General features: G+C 66.0%; 15 protein-coding genes and 1 tRNA gene. 8 read left to right on the top strand and 8 right to left on the bottom strand.

All coding sequences use genetic code 11. The annotated features are described in order from the left end of the window. Positions 1–17: 17 nt before the first annotated feature. Genes AB0H00_RS18930 through AB0H00_RS18920 form a run of 3 tightly spaced genes read right to left on the bottom strand, consistent with a single transcriptional unit; the run spans position 18 to position 3,261 of the window. Positions 18–1,013 carry an NAD-dependent epimerase/dehydratase family protein gene (locus tag AB0H00_RS18930; RefSeq protein ID WP_357267768.1) on the bottom strand — a complete coding sequence of 332 codons (996 nt, stop codon included), beginning with the start codon at positions 1,011–1,013 and terminating at the stop codon, positions 18–20. Continuing rightward, on the bottom strand, positions 1,010–2,182 hold the full coding sequence (locus tag AB0H00_RS18925) for an N-acetyltransferase (RefSeq protein ID WP_357267764.1): 1,173 nt from the start codon (positions 2,180–2,182) through the stop codon (positions 1,010–1,012). The genes AB0H00_RS18930 and AB0H00_RS18925 overlap by 4 nt, the downstream gene beginning before the upstream one ends. After that, entirely contained in the window at positions 2,179–3,261 is a 1,083-nt protein-coding gene (locus AB0H00_RS18920) for a hypothetical protein (RefSeq protein WP_357267762.1), read from the bottom strand. Before AB0H00_RS18920 ends, AB0H00_RS18925 begins: the two co-directional genes overlap by 4 nt. Before the next feature lie 550 nt (positions 3,262–3,811). Between AB0H00_RS18920 and AB0H00_RS18915 the strand changes: the two genes are divergently transcribed. Then, positions 3,812–3,935 (top strand) — tRNA-OTHER (locus AB0H00_RS18915). A 96-nt stretch (positions 3,936–4,031) separates the two neighbouring features. Beyond that, the gene (ilvD, locus tag AB0H00_RS18910; protein WP_357267760.1) at positions 4,032–5,738 is read left to right on the top strand and encodes a dihydroxy-acid dehydratase; all 1,707 of its coding nucleotides are present in this window, start codon (positions 4,032–4,034) and stop codon (positions 5,736–5,738) included. Positions 5,739–5,810: 72 nt separating this feature from the next. Here ilvD and AB0H00_RS18905 read toward each other — a convergent pair whose 3' ends face one another. After that, entirely contained in the window at positions 5,811–6,173 is a 363-nt protein-coding gene (locus AB0H00_RS18905) for a cupin domain-containing protein (RefSeq protein WP_357267758.1), read from the bottom strand. A gap of 494 nt (positions 6,174–6,667) precedes the next feature. Here AB0H00_RS18905 and AB0H00_RS18900 point away from each other — a divergent pair, with 494 nt between their 5' ends. Continuing rightward, positions 6,668–7,936: an ATP-binding protein gene (locus AB0H00_RS18900; RefSeq protein ID WP_357267757.1), complete on the top strand. Its 1,269-nt coding sequence runs from the start codon at positions 6,668–6,670 to the stop codon at positions 7,934–7,936. 102 nt (positions 7,937–8,038) lie between these two features. Here the strand turns inward: AB0H00_RS18900 and AB0H00_RS18895 are convergent, their stop codons facing one another. Then, positions 8,039–9,619, bottom strand: coding sequence for a hypothetical protein (locus AB0H00_RS18895; protein WP_357267755.1), 1,581 nt, complete (start codon positions 9,617–9,619; stop codon positions 8,039–8,041). Positions 9,620–10,043: 424 nt separating this feature from the next. On the opposite strand from AB0H00_RS18895, the gene AB0H00_RS18890 reads away from it, so the two are divergent. Further along, the gene (locus AB0H00_RS18890; RefSeq protein WP_357267913.1) at positions 10,044–10,367 is read left to right on the top strand and encodes a YbjQ family protein; all 324 of its coding nucleotides are present in this window, start codon (positions 10,044–10,046) and stop codon (positions 10,365–10,367) included. An 82-nt stretch (positions 10,368–10,449) separates the two neighbouring features. On the opposite strand, the gene AB0H00_RS18885 is transcribed toward AB0H00_RS18890, so the two are convergent. After that, a complete protein-coding gene (locus AB0H00_RS18885) occupies positions 10,450–11,469 on the bottom strand; it encodes a crotonase/enoyl-CoA hydratase family protein (protein WP_357267754.1) in 1,020 nt (339 codons plus the stop codon). A 110-nt stretch (positions 11,470–11,579) separates the two neighbouring features. On the opposite strand from AB0H00_RS18885, the gene AB0H00_RS18880 reads away from it, so the two are divergent. Both AB0H00_RS18880 and AB0H00_RS18875 read left to right on the top strand, forming a co-directional pair. Beyond that, complete coding sequence (locus tag AB0H00_RS18880) at positions 11,580–12,197, top strand: TetR family transcriptional regulator (RefSeq protein ID WP_357267752.1); 618 nt, start codon at positions 11,580–11,582, stop codon at positions 12,195–12,197. 205 nt (positions 12,198–12,402) lie between these two features. Continuing rightward, complete coding sequence (locus AB0H00_RS18875) at positions 12,403–13,308, top strand: cutinase family protein (RefSeq protein WP_357267751.1); 906 nt, start codon at positions 12,403–12,405, stop codon at positions 13,306–13,308. 14 nt (positions 13,309–13,322) lie between these two features. On the opposite strand, the gene AB0H00_RS18870 is transcribed toward AB0H00_RS18875, so the two are convergent. Next, entirely contained in the window at positions 13,323–13,775 is a 453-nt protein-coding gene (locus AB0H00_RS18870) for a MarR family transcriptional regulator (RefSeq protein WP_357267749.1), read from the bottom strand. Between the two features lie 259 nt (positions 13,776–14,034). After that, positions 14,035–14,580, bottom strand: coding sequence for an Rv3235 family protein (locus AB0H00_RS18865; protein ID WP_357267747.1), 546 nt, complete (start codon positions 14,578–14,580; stop codon positions 14,035–14,037). A 291-nt stretch (positions 14,581–14,871) separates the two neighbouring features. Here AB0H00_RS18865 and AB0H00_RS18860 point away from each other — a divergent pair, with 291 nt between their 5' ends. After that, positions 14,872–15,966 (top strand): LLM class flavin-dependent oxidoreductase, encoded by a 1,095-nt coding sequence (locus AB0H00_RS18860; protein WP_357267745.1) that lies wholly within the window; start codon positions 14,872–14,874, stop codon positions 15,964–15,966. Next, a complete protein-coding gene (locus AB0H00_RS18855) occupies positions 15,963–16,562 on the top strand; it encodes an FMN reductase (protein ID WP_357267743.1) in 600 nt (199 codons plus the stop codon). The genes AB0H00_RS18860 and AB0H00_RS18855 overlap by 4 nt, the downstream gene beginning before the upstream one ends. Positions 16,563–16,582: the final 20 nt, after the last annotated feature.

The raw sequence follows: 16,582 nt of genomic DNA, 5'->3' as shown, positions 1-16,582 counted from the left end.
CGCGGTGATATGCGTTGTCACCGCACACCTCTGGCCGGTGTGGGACCGATCAGATCACCGAACATCGTGTCGAGCGGCGTCTGGGTCATACCCAGCTCGGATACCGCCCGCCCCTGGTCGTAGTACAACTGCCTGGTCAGCAACTCCACGTTCTCGGGCACCAGCAGTGACGACCGCATCGGATCGCGAGACAGCCGGGCGAAACCGGCGTTGACACGCGCGACCGGCCGCAACGCTCGACTGGGTAGCGTGCGCACCGAGCCAGGTCTCCCGACCGCGGTCAGCAGCCGGTCACCGATCTCACGGTAGGTCAGATTCGCGGTATTCAGGATGTACCGTCGACCGGCTTGCCCCTGCCGCATAGCCTTTCGCGTGCCGTCCACGAAATCGCGCACAGCGCAGACCGCGGTTCCGCCGACCGGCATCGCGCGCAGCAGCCCACGCCGAGCGGCGCCCACCATTCGGGACCACGCCCAGCGCGGATCGCCCCCCGGGGCGAACACAGCCGAGGGATTGACGACGACCGTATCGAGACCGTCAGCGGCAGAAAGATCGAGCACTAGGCGCTCGGCGGACCGCTTGGTGGTCGCATAGGCGTTGTCGGTCACCGAGTCACGCACATCGAACGTCTCGTCGGCAACTACGCCGTCGGGCGGGTACCCGATGGCGGCGATGGACGATACATGGACAAGCCGCTGTACGCCGGCGTCGACGGCGGCGCGGGCGATGTTGTAGGAGCCGAGCGTATTCACCTGCCACATCCGGTCGGCCATGCTGTCCAGCGGCACCACCACCCCGGCCAGGTGATAGACGCGGGCGACACCCTTCATCGCCGCGGCGAGGCTGCCGGGATCGGTGACGTCGCCGTAGCGAATCTCGAGCCGCGGCGCCGACATGACCGCGCCGCCGGGTTCGACGAGCGCGGCGACCGTCTCACCGCCGTCGAGGAGAGCTCGCGTGAGGGCGGCGCCCAAGCATCCGGTCGCCCCGGTCACCAGTGTCACTTCGTTCATTCGATCGCTCTCTCGTACACGCGATACCGACGTGATGGCGGTGATTTCATCTGCGCCACCAGCGCTTTCGACCAGTGGTTGTGCTCATGGATCCAGGTTGTGGTGACCTGGCGGTAACGCCCCGACAGCACCGCCTTCGCGATCTCACCGGCGACGACCCGGCCGGCTCCCAAGCCCATCTGTTCTCGCGCAACGCCGATCATCACGACGACCGCGGTGTCGACACCGCGAATCCGGTTGTCCTTCTTGCACAGCAGCCGTGCCAGCAATGGCAGGGTCAGCCGGCCCGACCGCGGCACCACCTCGTTGAGATCCGGGACCAGCATCGAGAACCCGCATGCCGTTCCGTCGATCTCCACGATGCGGATCAGCTCCGGATCCAGTACCGGCTTCAAATCGGCGGCGATCCGGCCGAACACCGGCGCACTGATCGGCACGTGCTCGGGATGATCGTGAAAGGAATCGTTGTAGATCCGCCGCAGCAGCTCGAGTTCCTCGTCGTAGCGCCGCATATCCGGAGTTCGGACCCGGATGCGCCCCGACGCCAGCACCTTATCGGCCCGCGCGACGAGCCTCTCCGCACGCTCGGCGTCCGCCTCGCGCGACCAGCGGTAGGTCGTGGTGTCGAACCGCCGACGGAAACCGCACTCTTCCAGCAGCGTGGCGTAGTAGGGCGGATTGTACGGCTGCATCACTGTCGGCGAGTGATCGAAACCATCGACCAGCAGCCCCATTTCGTGCCGTGGTGAGTAACTGTAGGGGCCGGTCAGCACGGACGCACCCTGGTCACCCGCCCAGCGCCGCGCGGTCGTCAGCAGTGCGTCGGCAACCCCGACGTCATCGACGCTGTCGAAGAAGCCGAAGAAGCCGTAATCGCCGTAGCGGTGCACATATTCGTGATCGATCGTCACCGCCACCCGGCCAACCGGCTCATTCCCGCCTCGATAGGCAACGAAGTGTGCGATATCGGCCTCGGCATGGAACGGATTCGATGCGGCACGCATCCCGTCGGCCACGCCCCGGCGCAGCGGTGGCCGCCACACCGGATCCGCGGCGTGGACCAGCCAGGGTAGATTCACGAAATCTCGCCTGCCGCGGCGGGTATCCACGGCGCGGACCACCACGCCAGAAATCCGGTTCCGAACAATCTCGACGTTGTCGATGGTCATTGCTTGGGCTGCACGATTCCGAGATCGTAGGCCAGCTCAGGATTGCCCTTGCTCTTCCACAGCGCACCGTCCATGTAGAAGTGATGGAAGACGAAGGTCAGCGGAATGACACCGAGCAGAATCGTATCCAGCTGGCCGGTGACAATGCCCACCGCCGCGAAACCCAGCACATAGAGCGGCAGCGCACGGCGGCTGGACAACCTGGCCAGCAGCAGCTTCCGCTCCTTCGGATCCGCGGACAGCTGGAAACGCGTGTTGTTTCGAGTCCAGTTGATCAGGTGATATTGCAGGCTGTGCGTGGTCGTCGCGATCAGGATGAGCGCGAACAAGTCCGAAACCAGCAGGTATGAAAGGTTGTACGACACGACCGCCAGACCGAACGTCGCCCATGACATCGCAGGCAGCGCCCGCCCCCCTGAACGGTGCAGCAGTACCTGCTCACGCACGAACAACCCGATCAGCACCGCGGCCACGCCAAAGCCTGCGAGGACGAGAGGCAACGGGATGGGTGGCGTCGGCACCCGCAGATCGGAGAACGGCAGGCGATGACCGAGTACCACGTACTCGGAGAATCGCAGACCCTCACTCGCCCGATACACCGCGGGGGCAAGGGATCCCGCGAACAACGCGTACTTCACCAGCTTGCGACCCGACCGGTATCCGTTCTTCGACGCGTAGATGTTGATGATGCCGAAGTGCTGTTTGAGCACATGGAACACCTGCCAGTACGCCCACACGGCGACCACAATCGCCGTCCAACCGGTGAACATCAGCGAACCGACCAGGGCGGCAACGACAAACCAGCTGATCAGGTAATGCCGTCCGTAGCGTTCTCGCTCCCGCGGATCCAGCCACACCCGCGCCGATGTCGCCATGACATGCGGATAGTCCGACAGCACCGAGAACCCGACCGCAGCGACCAGGAACGCACCCTTGTGCGCGGTGGTCAGCGACAGCACAACCGACAGCAACGCGCCCAGACCCAGCACAAGGAAGACATCGACGCGCGGGCTCACGAACCACCCCGACCGCGCGGGCCTCTCCGCACGCATCCTCGATTCATCGACGACGGATGACATGTGTTCCTCCCAAACAGAAACGGAATGAGCCCGCGCTCCGAGCGCCCGTCCCCCAATACGCGCTGCCCGCACGGCAAATGCATCGACCAGCGCACGCCACTGTGCGCGGGTGGTCCGCTCGCGACACCGCCTGCGATGACACGACCCGCGCGCGCCTCTGCGCAGCGAGACGAAACTCCTTGCACCAGGCGGAATATCACGCCCATACTTGCCAGAATTCCGGCAGCGAACTACCGCGCAGAATCATAGAGGATATTGATCACCGTTTTCAACAGCAAGCTGAAAGTTACCTGAGAAGCACGGGTACCGTTCCAGAAGCGAGGTGCACCGGCAGGGGGAGACATCAAGGGTCGAGAGAATTCTCGTCGCAGGTCAGCCCTCGGGATAGCGGTGAACAACTGCTGGCTCCGTTCGCTGCGACAACCTGTCCGACAGCACGTGCCCGGGCCAGCGATGACCCCGAAACAGCATCCGGCGCCGGAATGCGGGCGGCCTCGCTCCGGCGCGTCCCTTAAGCTGCCCACAGCGGGATCGCGCAGTCCCGCAGGATGCGGTCCGTGGCAGAGCGGCCCAATGCAGACCGGTGCGCGAAGGAACCTCGCGCACCGGTTCGGTGGTAAGGAGCGGTCCTGCTCCGAAACCGCCCGCGGGTTCGAATCCCGCCGGTCACCGCATCCGCTGAAGCCTTCATCGCAGGCCGGTCCCGATCAGGTCATCTCGTGGGAGTGTTCGACGCCCGTATCTCGGTCCGTGCGGGGATGATGAGGACCGTGGCCAATGATCCGAACGCCCCTGACATCAAGCCCCGCAGCCGTGACGTCACCGACGGGCTGGAGAAGACCGCCGCCCGCGGAATGCTGCGCGCGGTCGGCATGGGCGACGAGGATTGGGAGAAGGCTCAGATCGGAGTGGCCTCCTCGTGGAACGAGATCACTCCATGCAACCTCTCGCTCGACCGGCTCGCCAGGGCCTGCAAGGACGGGGTGTTCGCCGGTGGCGGCTATCCCATGCAGTTCGGCACCATCTCGGTCTCCGACGGCATCTCCATGGGCCATGAGGGGATGCACTTCTCCCTCGTGTCACGTGAGGTGATCGCCGACAGTGTCGAGACGGTGATGCAGGCGGAGCGTCTCGACGGCTCGGTACTGCTCGCGGGCTGTGACAAATCGCTGCCCGGCATGCTGATGGCGGCGGCCCGTCTGAACCTGGCGAGCGTGTTCCTGTACGCCGGTTCCATCCTGCCCGGAATCGCGAAACTGTCCGACGGCAGCGAGCGCGAAGTGACCATTATCGACGCGTTCGAGGCGGTCGGCGCCTGCTCGCGTGGGCTGATGAGCCGAGAGGACGTGGACGCCATCGAACGGGCCATCTGCCCGGGCGAAGGCGCATGCGGAGGGATGTACACCGCCAACACCATGGCCAGCGCGGCCGAGGCGATCGGCATGTCGCTACCAGGCAGCGCGGCGCCACCCGCCACCGACCGCCGCCGCGATGGCTACGCCAGGAGAAGTGGCGAGGCCGTGGTGGAGTTGATCCGGCGCGGGATCACGACGTCGGACATTCTCACCAAGGAGGCCTTCGAGAATGCCATCGCGGTCGTAATGGCATTCGGCGGCTCTACCAACGCCGTTCTGCACCTGCTGGCGATCGCGCACGAGGCGAACGTCGAACTGACGCTGGATGATTTCGCCCGTGTCGGTCGCCGAGTGCCGCACCTCGCCGATGTCAAACCCTTCGGCCGGCACGTGATGACCGACGTGGATCGGATCGGCGGCGTGCCGGTGATGATGAAGGTGCTGCTCGATGCCGGGCTCTTGCACGGGGACTGTCTGACCGTCACGGGGCGGACGGTGGCGGAGAACCTGGCCGACATCGCCCCTCCGGATCCCGACGGCAAGGTGGTCCGGGCCATGGCTTCGCCGATCCACCCGACCGGCGGCATCACCATTCTCGCCGGGTCACTCGCGCCCGGCGGCGCCGTCGTCAAGTCGGCGGGATTCGACTCCGACGTGTTCGTCGGCACGGCACGGGTTTTCGACCGCGAGCGGTCGGCAATGGACGCTCTCGAAGACGGCACCATTTCGGCGGGCGATGTAGTGGTCATCCGGTACGAGGGACCGAAGGGCGGTCCGGGAATGCGTGAGATGCTGGCGATCACCGCGGCCATCAAGGGTGCCGGATTGGGCAAGGACGTACTGCTGCTCACCGACGGCCGGTTCTCCGGCGGCACCACGGGACTGTGCGTCGGGCATGTCGCGCCGGAGGCGGTCGATGGTGGTCCGATCGCGTTCGTGCGCGACGGTGACCAGATCCGGCTCGATGTCGGCGCGGGCACCCTCGACCTGTTGATCGACGCCGAGGAACTCGCGCACCGCGGGAAGGGATGGGAACCGTTGCCGATCCGCTACACCCGCGGAGTACTCGCCAAGTACTCCAAGCTGGTGGGCTCGGCGTCGCACGGCGCCGTCTGCGACTGAGGCCGAGCGGTAGCCGTAGCGCCAACAGCTGGCCGGGACTCGGCGTTCTGGTCGGTGAAGCGCCCGATCGGTCTACCGTTTGGCATAGTCGGCGAAGCCCTGCCAGTCGAGCATGACGCAGGGTTCGTCTCCGACAACCCAGGCGTCGTGACCGGGTGCTGCGATCATGAAGTCACCTGGCCCGTATTCCTGTTGCTCGCCATCGTCCATAGCCACCACCATCCGCCCCGAGATGCAGTAACCGATGTGGGACGCCTGACAGCTGTCGGTCTCGGCGATCGGCTTGACGTGGACCGACCACCGCCAACCGGGTTCGAACACTGCCCGGCCTACCGGGCCGTTCTCGAGGTTGACGAGATCGAGTTTGCCCTTACCCTGCTCGAAGGGTCGGGTCTCCTCCGGCGAATCGAAACTCTTGCGCACCAGACCAGACATGACTTTTCTCCTCTGGGATCCAGTCGCGAGTAATGAGGTAGTCGTAGACCTCGTACCTGCGAACCTCCGGTGGCGTGTCGGTGCCGACCTCCTTTGCGAAGGGGCCAGTACGCTGCGGCCCCATCTCCCGAAGCAACACCCATCTGCTCTGCAGTGTCGTCTGAGATCCACGCACGCCAAAAATTCAAAAAGTGATGCGTATCACATCTTATTTCACCGAATTCGCTAGCCGCAAGGTAACCAATAACCATGCACCACCAGATGGATCTGGCGGCTGCCGCGCGCACTCAACCAGCAGGGTTCGGCGCAACCCGCCAGAGCAGATGATCGACGAGCTGGGCGAGCGTCGCCGCGAGAGACATCAGCCGAGAGCGGATCGACAGAACCTTGTCGGCAGACCGACGGCTGACACGTCGGCAGATCGACGGCTGACACATCGGCAGATCGACGGCATATTCGTCGGCAGATCGACGGCTGGTACTTATAATTCTTCCATGCGACAAGCCGTCGAGTACCTGCCCCGACGAGCCGCCGGACTGATCGAGGAGGCGCTCTCGGACACGCGCGTCGTCATCATCAACGGCGCACGTCAATCCGGTAAAAGTACGCTTGCCGATCGGTGTCTCGGAGATCGCCCTGACGCTGTGAAGCGGTACCTCGACGACCCTCGAACCCGAGCCTCCGCCGCCGCCGACCCGATCGCATTCCTGGATGCCCCTGGGACCATGCTGATCGATGAAGTACAGCGAGTTCCCGAACTCTGGCTGGCCATCAAGAACATCGTCGATCGCGACCCACGGCCGGGGCGGTTCCTGCTGACCGGCTCTGCGCGTCTGCTGAGCCTCAGCGAACTCTCAGACGCCCTGCCCGGCCGCTCGGAGACCCTGGAACTCTTCCCGCTGTCGCAGGGCGAAATACTCGGCACACCCGAGGGATTCATCGATGCGGCGTTCGCCGAAGGCGCTCGGTTGCGGACCGCTCCGTCGGATCTGCGCCGCCGAGACTATATGGCGATCGCCGCACGAGGCGGATATCCCGAAGCCGTCAGGAGGATCAATCCCCGGCGCCGTGCCCAGTTCTTCAAGTCTTACCTCGACGACATCATGAGCCGTGACGTCCATCAGGTCGCCGATATCCAACGCAGCTCCGATATGCGCCGACTTGTCTCAACCCTGGCCGCACAAAGCGGTGGTCTGCTCAACTACAGCCGACTGTCGTCAGATCTGGGCGTCCCGGTCACCACTGTCCGCGAATACATCGGCCTGCTGGAAGTCGTCTATCTGATCCGGCTGATCCCCGCGTGGTCCGCCAACGCCACCGCACGGGCGATCGCCACACCGAAGCTCGTCTTCAACGACTCCGGCCTCGCCGCTCATCTGCTCTCCGGCATAACCAACGATGCCACCACCGGCGGGCTCATCGAAACCTTCGTACTCGGCGAACTCGCCCGTCAGCTCGCCTGGAGCCAGACCATGACCCGGCTGCTCCACTATCGTGACCGGGACGGCTATGAAGTCGACGTGATACTCGAAGACAACGCGGGCCGCATCGTGGCCATCGAGGTGAAGGCCGCCGAAACGGTGCGGACCGACGATTTTCGAGCCCTGCGCATCCTGCAGCGCCGCCTCGGCGCCCGATTCCACGCAGGCTTCGTTCTCTACTGCGGCGACCAGCAACTCCCCTTCGGCGATGGCCTGTCGTGCGTACCGATCAATGCTCTGTGGACAACCTCGCAGCCTGACTTGGCGGCGGGACAGAGCTAGCTCCGCCGCATGGCCCGGCCCTTCCCACGCCGAAACGACAGTGCCCGTCTCGCCAGGTCGGTCGCCTGGCGAGACGAGCACTGTCGTCAAAAACGGGACTCCCTAGGACTCGCGTCCCGCGGTTGACGCGGTCCGCTTGGTGCGGGCGCGACGGCGCTCGGCCTGCAGTTCGGCGAGTTCTTGCTCGAGGATATCGGCGACGCGGAACGAACCGGTGTCGTAGATATCCGGCGGGCGGACATCGGACGTGGTGTTGTCCTTACCGTTCTTGACATCGACTGTTCCGGTGCCACTCTTGGCTTCCGTGACCGGGCGGGTCGTGGCGCCGACGCCGGTGACCACCGGCAGCGCGGCGGTCGGGGCTTCGGAGTCGGACATCGAGGGGCGTGGCTTTGCCGAAGCCGTCTGCCGGACAACAGCTTTAGCGGTAGCCGGCTCTTCGATGAGCGCTCGCGCCGCCGGACGATCGTCGACCTTGGTCGCCGGTGCGACGGGCCCGCTGTCCACGTCGGCCTTCTTGCCGTTGGCTGCCATGGCAGGCTTGGTCTTCGCGGCCACCGACGCGTCGAAATCGTCGACCCGCACCGGCACTGTGGGACGAGTCTCGAAGTCATCGATCGCGTCGAGCGCCGCGATGGTGTCGGGCAGCACCGGTTTCCGGGGTGATTCGACCGGAGTGCGCTTCTTCTCGGCCTTCACCATGGCGACGGGAGCGGGACGCTCGGGATCTGCCGGTGCGCCATTGGTTTCGACGATCGCGTCCTCGATGTCGGCCTCCGGGATCACCTCCACCTCGGCCGGCGGCTCCGGATGCGCTTCGACGTCGGGCTGATCGTGCGCTGCGCCCGGCGCCGTCACTTCCGCGGGAACAGGCATGCGGTATCTGGGCAGCGTGAGCCGAATCTGCTCGGCCGGGTCGGGCAGATCGCGGACCTGCTCGGTGGCCCTGGCGATGGCGAGGCCGTAGCGGGCGCTGGCGGCGTCGTGGATGAGCAGCGCGACACCGATCATCACCGGCGCGATGGCGTGCACAGCGGCGTCGTACCACGCGCCCGCCCGCAGGTAGGGGTAGGTGTTGAGGCTGACCGTCAAGGACAGCAGGGCGACTTCGGCCGCGGCGACCTGACGGCGGTTGTCGATGACGCCCCATTCGGCGACCTTGTTGGTGCCGATCATGATGATGATCAGGCAGACGCTGATCATGCCTTCGAGGAGATAGCTGAACCAGTACAGCGGATCGGCCGCGCCGCCGGGCGCGATGTTGTGCTGGACGTTGACCGCCGACCACAGCATGCCCGCGGCCACCACCCCGGCCAGCGCGCGCAGCGACCACGACCGGTGCCGGTAGAGCGAGGCCAGTTTCGCGTGCGGGCTGGATTCTCGTCGCTGCGCGGCAATCGCCTTGCGGGCGAGCAATAGATCTCGCATGTCGGCCTTCTCGATCGCTTCGGTGGTCTGCCTGGCACGGTCGGATGCCGCGGCGGCAGCCTGCGCCTCTTTCCAGCGCTGTCCGCGCTCCTGCGTGCGAATCCGTTCGGCGAGGTCACGTTCGGCATACAGCTCGTCCTCCGACAACGCCTCGGTGAGCGCGGGATCGAACTGGTAGGCGAGCCGTCCCCGGGCCTTTTCGACCCGTCTCGCCAGCTGTGTGACCTCGTCCTCGATGGGATGTTCGATGACCATCAGCGCTCCCCGCACGGGAGATTCGATGGCGGACAAGTGATCACGTATGGCAACGGCACATCCCATTCATAGTCGATGTACCGCTGCCAGCGAAACTATTCATTTGTCGAGACGAGGAACAATTCGGCGTGCCGCGGACGACACACGCGTCGCCGCGCGATTCCACGGTCGTGAGATCCACGTGTGATCAGGCAGGGAGGCAGTGGAATGGCATGCCCGCGCCATAATTCGGCGTCCATGCACGTGGTTGGCGGCGTTGCGGCCGTCCAGCCGCGACAACCACGCGCAGCCGGGTCGGCTCCGGCAGGTCGCGGCCCTTACCATCCTGCTCATGAATCAGCCGATGCCGCCGCCGCAGCAGCCGTACCCAGCACAGCAGCCCTACCCCCCGCAGCCATCGCAGCAGCCGGGACCGCAGTTCCCGATCCTGGTCTCCACCATGAACGACGTGCCCGGCCAGGAGATCGTCCGGGTGTTCGGCGAGGTGGCCGGGCTGACAGTGCGTAGCCGCAGCTTCGGCTCGAACTTCAGCGCCGGTTTCCGCTCCCTGGGCGGCGGCGAGATCCCCGAGTACACCCAACTCCTCTATCAGTCCAGGCACGAAGCGATCATGCGGATGTGCCAGCACGGCATGTCGTTCGGAGCCAACGCGGTGATCGCGATGCGCTTCGACTGCAATGAGATCGCGGGCACGATGAGCGAGGTCGCAGCCTACGGCACGGCGGTGCTGATCAGGCCGGCGCAGTAGCGGCCGAGCGCGCTACTCCTAGGTCGAGGATGGGCAGCTCGGCGATTCGGCGTCGATCTCCGTGCTGCGCGGGGCTATCGGACTACCGGTCGGACGGGCCGCGCTTGTGATCGCCGAACGGTTCATCGCGTTCCCGCACCGCTTCGCGGAAACCGGCTGTGGCAGCACGTGCTTGGAAGGCGTAGCCCTCCCTGGTGTGCCGGGAGATGCCATCGAACACCGTGCTGATCATGCCGGAGTTCGCGACGCCCTGTGCGTACAGCGCCGAGTTGAGCGCCAGCTTGGCCATCATCAGCTGATTGATCGGCATGCGGGCGATTCGCGCGACGAATTCCTCGGTGCGCTGGTCTAGTTCGTCGGCGGGGCACGACTCGACTGCCAGTCCCCATTCGGCTGCCTGCTTTCCCGTGATGCAGTCGCCGGTGAACAGCAGGCGCTTGGCGCGCTGGTCACCGAGCCGGTGCGCCCACATGCCCGCCGCGGGAACACCCCAGACGCGGGTGGGCGGGTAGCCGATCTTCGTATCGTCGGCACAGATGATCTGGTCGGCGAACAGGGCGATGTCGCTGCCGCCCGCGACGGCGAAGCCGTGCAGCTTGGCCACCGTCGGCTTGTTCGCCTGCAGCAGGCTCGCGAAGCCGCGGTTGAAGCGGCTCATCATCGCATAGTCGATCATCGGGTCCCAGGTCTGCGCCGGATTGTGGTTGCGTCCCTGCACCGTCGGATCGACGACCGTCCCCGCCACATCGTCGGGACCGCCGCTCACCACGAAGCTCTGCTCGGCGAACATACTCAGGTCGTATCCGCCGCAGAATCCCTTACCGCGCCCCGACAGCAGGATCACGTGCACCCGGGGATCGAGATCCGCACGCTCGACGGCGTGCGCCAGGTCGGGCGGGGTGTCCGGCGTGATCGCATTGCCCTTGTCCGGGCGGTTGAAGGTGATCCGCGCGATGCGGCCGTCCCGCTCGTAGGTCAGCGTCCGGTATTCCCGGTCGCTCTCCGGCTGCGGACGATCCGTCCAAGGTGAGTCGGGAGTTTCGGACCAATTCCGATACCACGCGCCCGGCCCGACATCGGCTGGGGTGCCACTGTCTGTCACTGATTTTTCCCTTTCGATGGCGACCGATACCCGATATCGGCAGTCTGTCCGATCAACCATTTGACAGTCAATAGTGACTGTGAAAATATCGGCCCGGCGAAAGGAGCCGGATGGCGGGAAAACGCGAGGAGCAGAAGCGAGCGACCCGTGTCCACATCCTCGACGCCGCCGCGGGCCTGTTGGTCGATCGGGGCTACTCCGCGCTGTCCACGCTGGCCGTGCAGCGCGCGGCAGGCGTAACCCGCGGCGCCCTGCTGCACCACTTCCCCACCTTCGCGGCGCTGGTTTCGGAACTCGTCGCGCATCTGGTCGCCCGCAACGAGGCCGCGGTCCACGAGGTGGCGGCCCAGCTCGACAACAGCTCCAACCCGGTAATGCGCGCCCTGACCGCGCTGCACGAGTCGATGACCCGCCCGGCCGCGCAGGCCGAATTCGAATTGTGGGCGGCCGCGCGTACCGATCCGGCGCTCGCCGTGGCGCTGCGCGATGCGGAACGACGAGCCGGACGCGACCTACACCGCGTGATCGACACACTGTTCGGCCCGCGGATCATCGACCATCCGCGTTATCCCGCGATCCGCGACCTCACCGTCGCGATACTGCGCGGAACAGCACTCGCACGGCCGCTGCACGCGACCGGACACTCGGCCACGACAACCGTCGACCAATGGGCCGAGGCCATCGACATCCTGATCACGCCCCCGATGCAGCACCAATCCGACAAATAACACCGCACCTACAAGTGTGATATGAGTCACTTATGGCGATAATTGTGCCGTCTCGCACACCGCCGCTATTCTGGCTGAACATTTGAGACCAATGAGTCTCAATACCGCCTTCGACGGGCCTGGTCCGACCACCGCATGGCACTGGCGAAGGCCGATTCCTGCCGGGCAGCGCCCTGCGGCGCGTGGAGTATCAGGAGCGAACGCCATGCGATCGAAGTTGATGTCGGCGGCCGTCGGAATCGCGGCGATGCTGTCCTGCGTCGGCCCGGGCGTCGGGCCCGCCGCCGCCGACCCGGGGTGCCCGAGCGTGTACGTGGTGGCGATCCCAGGAACGTGGGAGACCACCGATCGGCCGGAAGGCGACGGGCCAGGGCCCGGGATGCTCGCGGCGGTCACCAACGGACTGCCCACCACGGCGCGCGTGGACTACGTCAGCTATGCGGCGACGGCATTCCCGTGGGAAAGCGAGGTCTACGGGGCCTCCAAGCGCGAGGCCGTGGACAGCGCGCGCGGCATGATCGCGGCGATGGCCCACCAGTGCGGCGCGGCCAGGATCGCGCTCGTCGGGTACAGCCAGGGCGCGGACGCCGCGGGTGATCTCGCCGCGGAGATCGGCACCGGCCTCGGCGTCGTACCACCGCACCGGATCGCCGCGGTCGGTCTCATTTCCGACCCGCGCCGCTCGCCCGCCGACGCGCTGGTCGGCCCCCCGGTCCCAGGCGCGGGCGCGGGCGGCCCCCGGATCGGCGGGTTCGGCTTCGTCAGCCCACAGACCCGTACCATCTGCGCGATCGGGGACCTCTACTGCGCCACCGCCGCGGACGATTTCGTGACCCGCTTCGCGGGCTTCCTGGCCCAGACCTCCCATCCTGAGCCAGCCAACATCTGGCGCTACCAGCTCGAAATGGGCGCGATCATCGGCGATCTCATGACCAACGGCGGGATCACGCTGCTGCAGAACCAGCTTTCGGAGTCGGCCAACCAGGAACGGGCTCGCCTGTTCGACGAGTTCTACCGCTCCCAGGCGCACACCCGCTATGGCAGCTATCCGGTCGGCGGCGGAAAGACCGCGCTGTCCTGGATGCACGACTGGCTGAGCTCGGTGGCCTGAACTCCGGTTTCACCTCATGAGGAGGTCAGCCGCCGGCCGACCGCACCGAGCCCATCCGCGACGGCGACCTGCTGGGCGGGCGTGAGCACGTCGACGAGCACCCGGCGAACCGTGGCGATATGACCGGGGGAGATCTTCGCCAGACGATCCCGGCCCGCGTCGGTGAGGACGGCGATGACGCCGCGCACGTCCGTCGGGCATGCCTCGCGCACCAGCAGTCCAGCCTTCTCCAGCTGCGTCACGTGGTAACTCAGACCACTCTTCGAGGTGTAGAGCGCCTCGGCGAGTTCGGTCATCCGCAAGTTGCCTCCCGGCGCGTCCGCGAGCCGGACCAGGACCTCATACTGCGTGTGCGACAGCCCCTCCTGTTTGAGATGGCGTTCGACCTCGCGAGCGACGAGCGCTCCCGCCGCGAGGAAGTTCCGCCAGACCTCCCTCTCGCGCGCGTTCAACCACTGCGGATCCATGATCCCCACTCTAGTCTTCTTGTTCAAATTTGAACGGATTTCTCCAGTCCCGTTCGATGTTCACATTTGAACCGCTAGCGATCCGAACCGCGCCCTCCGTGGCGTGCGCGGCCATCGCTTGGTGTACGGCGTCGCATCGGTGATCCTCGCACTCCTGGTCGCGGGCACCTTCCTGCTGCTGCGCACCTGACCCGCGCAGGCGTGTCCGGCCGCGACGTGGAACGAGCCCGCGTCGCGGCCTCGCATCACCTGATTCGCATCACCTGATTCGCAGTGCCGTCAGCCGCCACCCCGCGGATCGGGTGCGTGTGATGCGCGCCGCCAGCGCGAAATGCCGCCTGCCGCGGGCATATCCGGCGCAGACCTCGGCAGTCTTGGCGTCCACCAGTGTCACGCTCACCCGGGTCGGCACCGCGACACCGAGCGATCGGCCCGGCACGAGATCGGCGCCGATCAAGGTGCGCACCGCGGCGATCACCGTCGGGTCGGCCACCCCGGCCAGCTGCGACACCGACCTTCTTCGGTCGAGCACCTCCAACGCGACCCGCACCGCCGCCTCGGCGAAATGCCGGGCCGCCAAGGGGTTTTCGTGGTCACCCGAAGTGTCACCCACATGCCCCTTGCGCATCGCGTGTCGAACACCCGCGCCCGCCCGTCCCGAATCGGCGACGGGCGCGCGGGTCCGACATGACAACTCGCGCGCCGCCGGTTTCCGCGCCACCCGCTCGACTTCGGCACCGCGACGACTTTCCAACGGCGGTTCCGGATTCGGAGCAGGCGACAGCCAATCGCGATATCCAGCCATATGACACCCCTTCGACCCCATTGCTACAACTCTGTGGCGGTCATTCTGCGGACACGCGACAGGATGTCGCGGGTAGTCGGCTACCCGATTCCGGTCACGCTTCTACGCCACCGAACTCGACACGGGCGCTCAGGTCACCCACCATCTGACCACCTGGCAGGTGACCTGACCGCCGGATACCTGCCGTAACCGACGCCACACCGCAGCGGCGGGAATAGCAGGGCACTCCCGCCGGTTGCCTTGGTTGCCATATCCACCAATTGCTGTAAGACTGGGAATCGAGGAGGCATCGTGCAGTTCGGGATTTTCACAGTCGGTGATGTGACAACGGATCCAACCACCGGCCGGACGCCGAGTGAGCACGAGCGCATCACGGCGATGGTGACGATCGCGCGCAAGGCCGAAGAGGTCGGTCTGGACGTGTTCGCCACCGGCGAACACCACAACCCGCCGTTCGTGCCGTCGTCGCCGACGACGATGCTCGGCTACATCGCGGCGCGGACCGAGCGGCTGCAGTTGTCCACCGCGACGACCCTCATCACCACGAATGATCCGGTAAAGATCGCCGAGGACTTCGCGATGCTGCAGCACCTGGCCGAGGGCCGCGTCGACCTGATGCTCGGCCGCGGTAACACCGGGCCGGTATATCCCTGGTTCGGCAAGGACATACGCGACGGGATCCCGCTGGCGATCGAGAACTACCACCTGCTGCACCGGCTCTGGCGCGAGGACGTGGTCGACTGGGAGGGCAAGTTCCGCACGCCGCTGCAGTCGTTCACCTCGACTCCGCGCCCGCTGGACGGCGTGCCGCCTTTCGTTTGGCACGGCTCGATTCGCAGCCCTGATATCGCCGAGCAGGCGGCCTACTACGGCGACGGGTTCTTCGCGAATAACATCTTCTGGCCGAAGGAACACTTCCAACGGCTGATCGCGCTATACCGGCAGCGGTATGAACACTACGGACACGGCTCGGCCGACCAGGCAATCGTCGGCCTGGGCGGACAGGTGTTCATGCGCAAGAACTCCCAGGACGCGGTCCGCGAGTTCCGCCCCTACTTCGACAACGCGCCGGTGTACGGGCACGGCCCTTCACTGGAGGAGTTCACCGAGCAGACGCCGCTGACCGTGGGCAGCCCGCAGGAAGTCATCGACAAGACGCTCACCTTCCGCGAGTCGTTCGGCGACTACCAGCGCCAGCTGTTCTTGATGGACCATGCGGGCCTTCCGCTGAAAACGGTGCTGGAGCAACTGGATCTACTGGGCGATGAAGTGGTCCCGGTGCTGCGCAAGGAATTCGACGCGCGGCGACCGGCCCACATTCCGGACGCGCCGACGCACGCGTCCTTGGTTACCGCACGCGACGCCGCACTGGAGACAACCCGATGACCCGCATCGCCGTCGTCTCCGCTGGCCTGTCCCAACCCTCGTCGACCAGGCTGTTGGCCGATCGCTTGGCCGCGGCCACCGACCGCGCGCTGGCGGCATCCGGCGGGGGCGCGACATTCGACATCGTCGAAGTGCGTGGCCACGCCCACGATCTGGCCAACAACCTGCTGACCGGATTCGCGGCGGGCGGACTGCGGGAGGTGCTCGACACCGTCGTCACGGCCGACGGCCTGATCGCCGTCACACCGATCTTCAACGCCTCCTACAGCGGCTTGTTCAAAACATTTTTCGATGTGCTGGAACCGGATTCGCTCCGTGGGATGCCGGTGCTGATCGGCGCGACCGGCGGCTCCTCGCGGCATTCCCTCGCGCTCGAGCACGCGGTGCGACCGATGTTCGGCTACCTGCGCGCGATGGTCGTGCCGACGTCGGTCTACGCGGCGTCGGAAGACTGGGCGTCGGCGGACGCGGACGGGCTGCGTTTCCGAATGGACCGCGCCGCAGCAGAATTCGCGACAGCGCTCGGCAATGCTCGACGCACTACCGATCCGTACGAAGACCCGGTACCGTTCGCACAGCTGCTCGGCACCCCCTGACCTCCCACCGACATCCACAA

This window comes from Nocardia sp. NPDC023852, assembly GCF_040639505.1.
GTDB lineage: Bacteria > Actinomycetota > Actinomycetes > Mycobacteriales > Mycobacteriaceae > Nocardia.
Note: the sequence above shows the minus strand (reverse complement) of the source record. Positions and strands in the feature narration are given on the sequence as shown.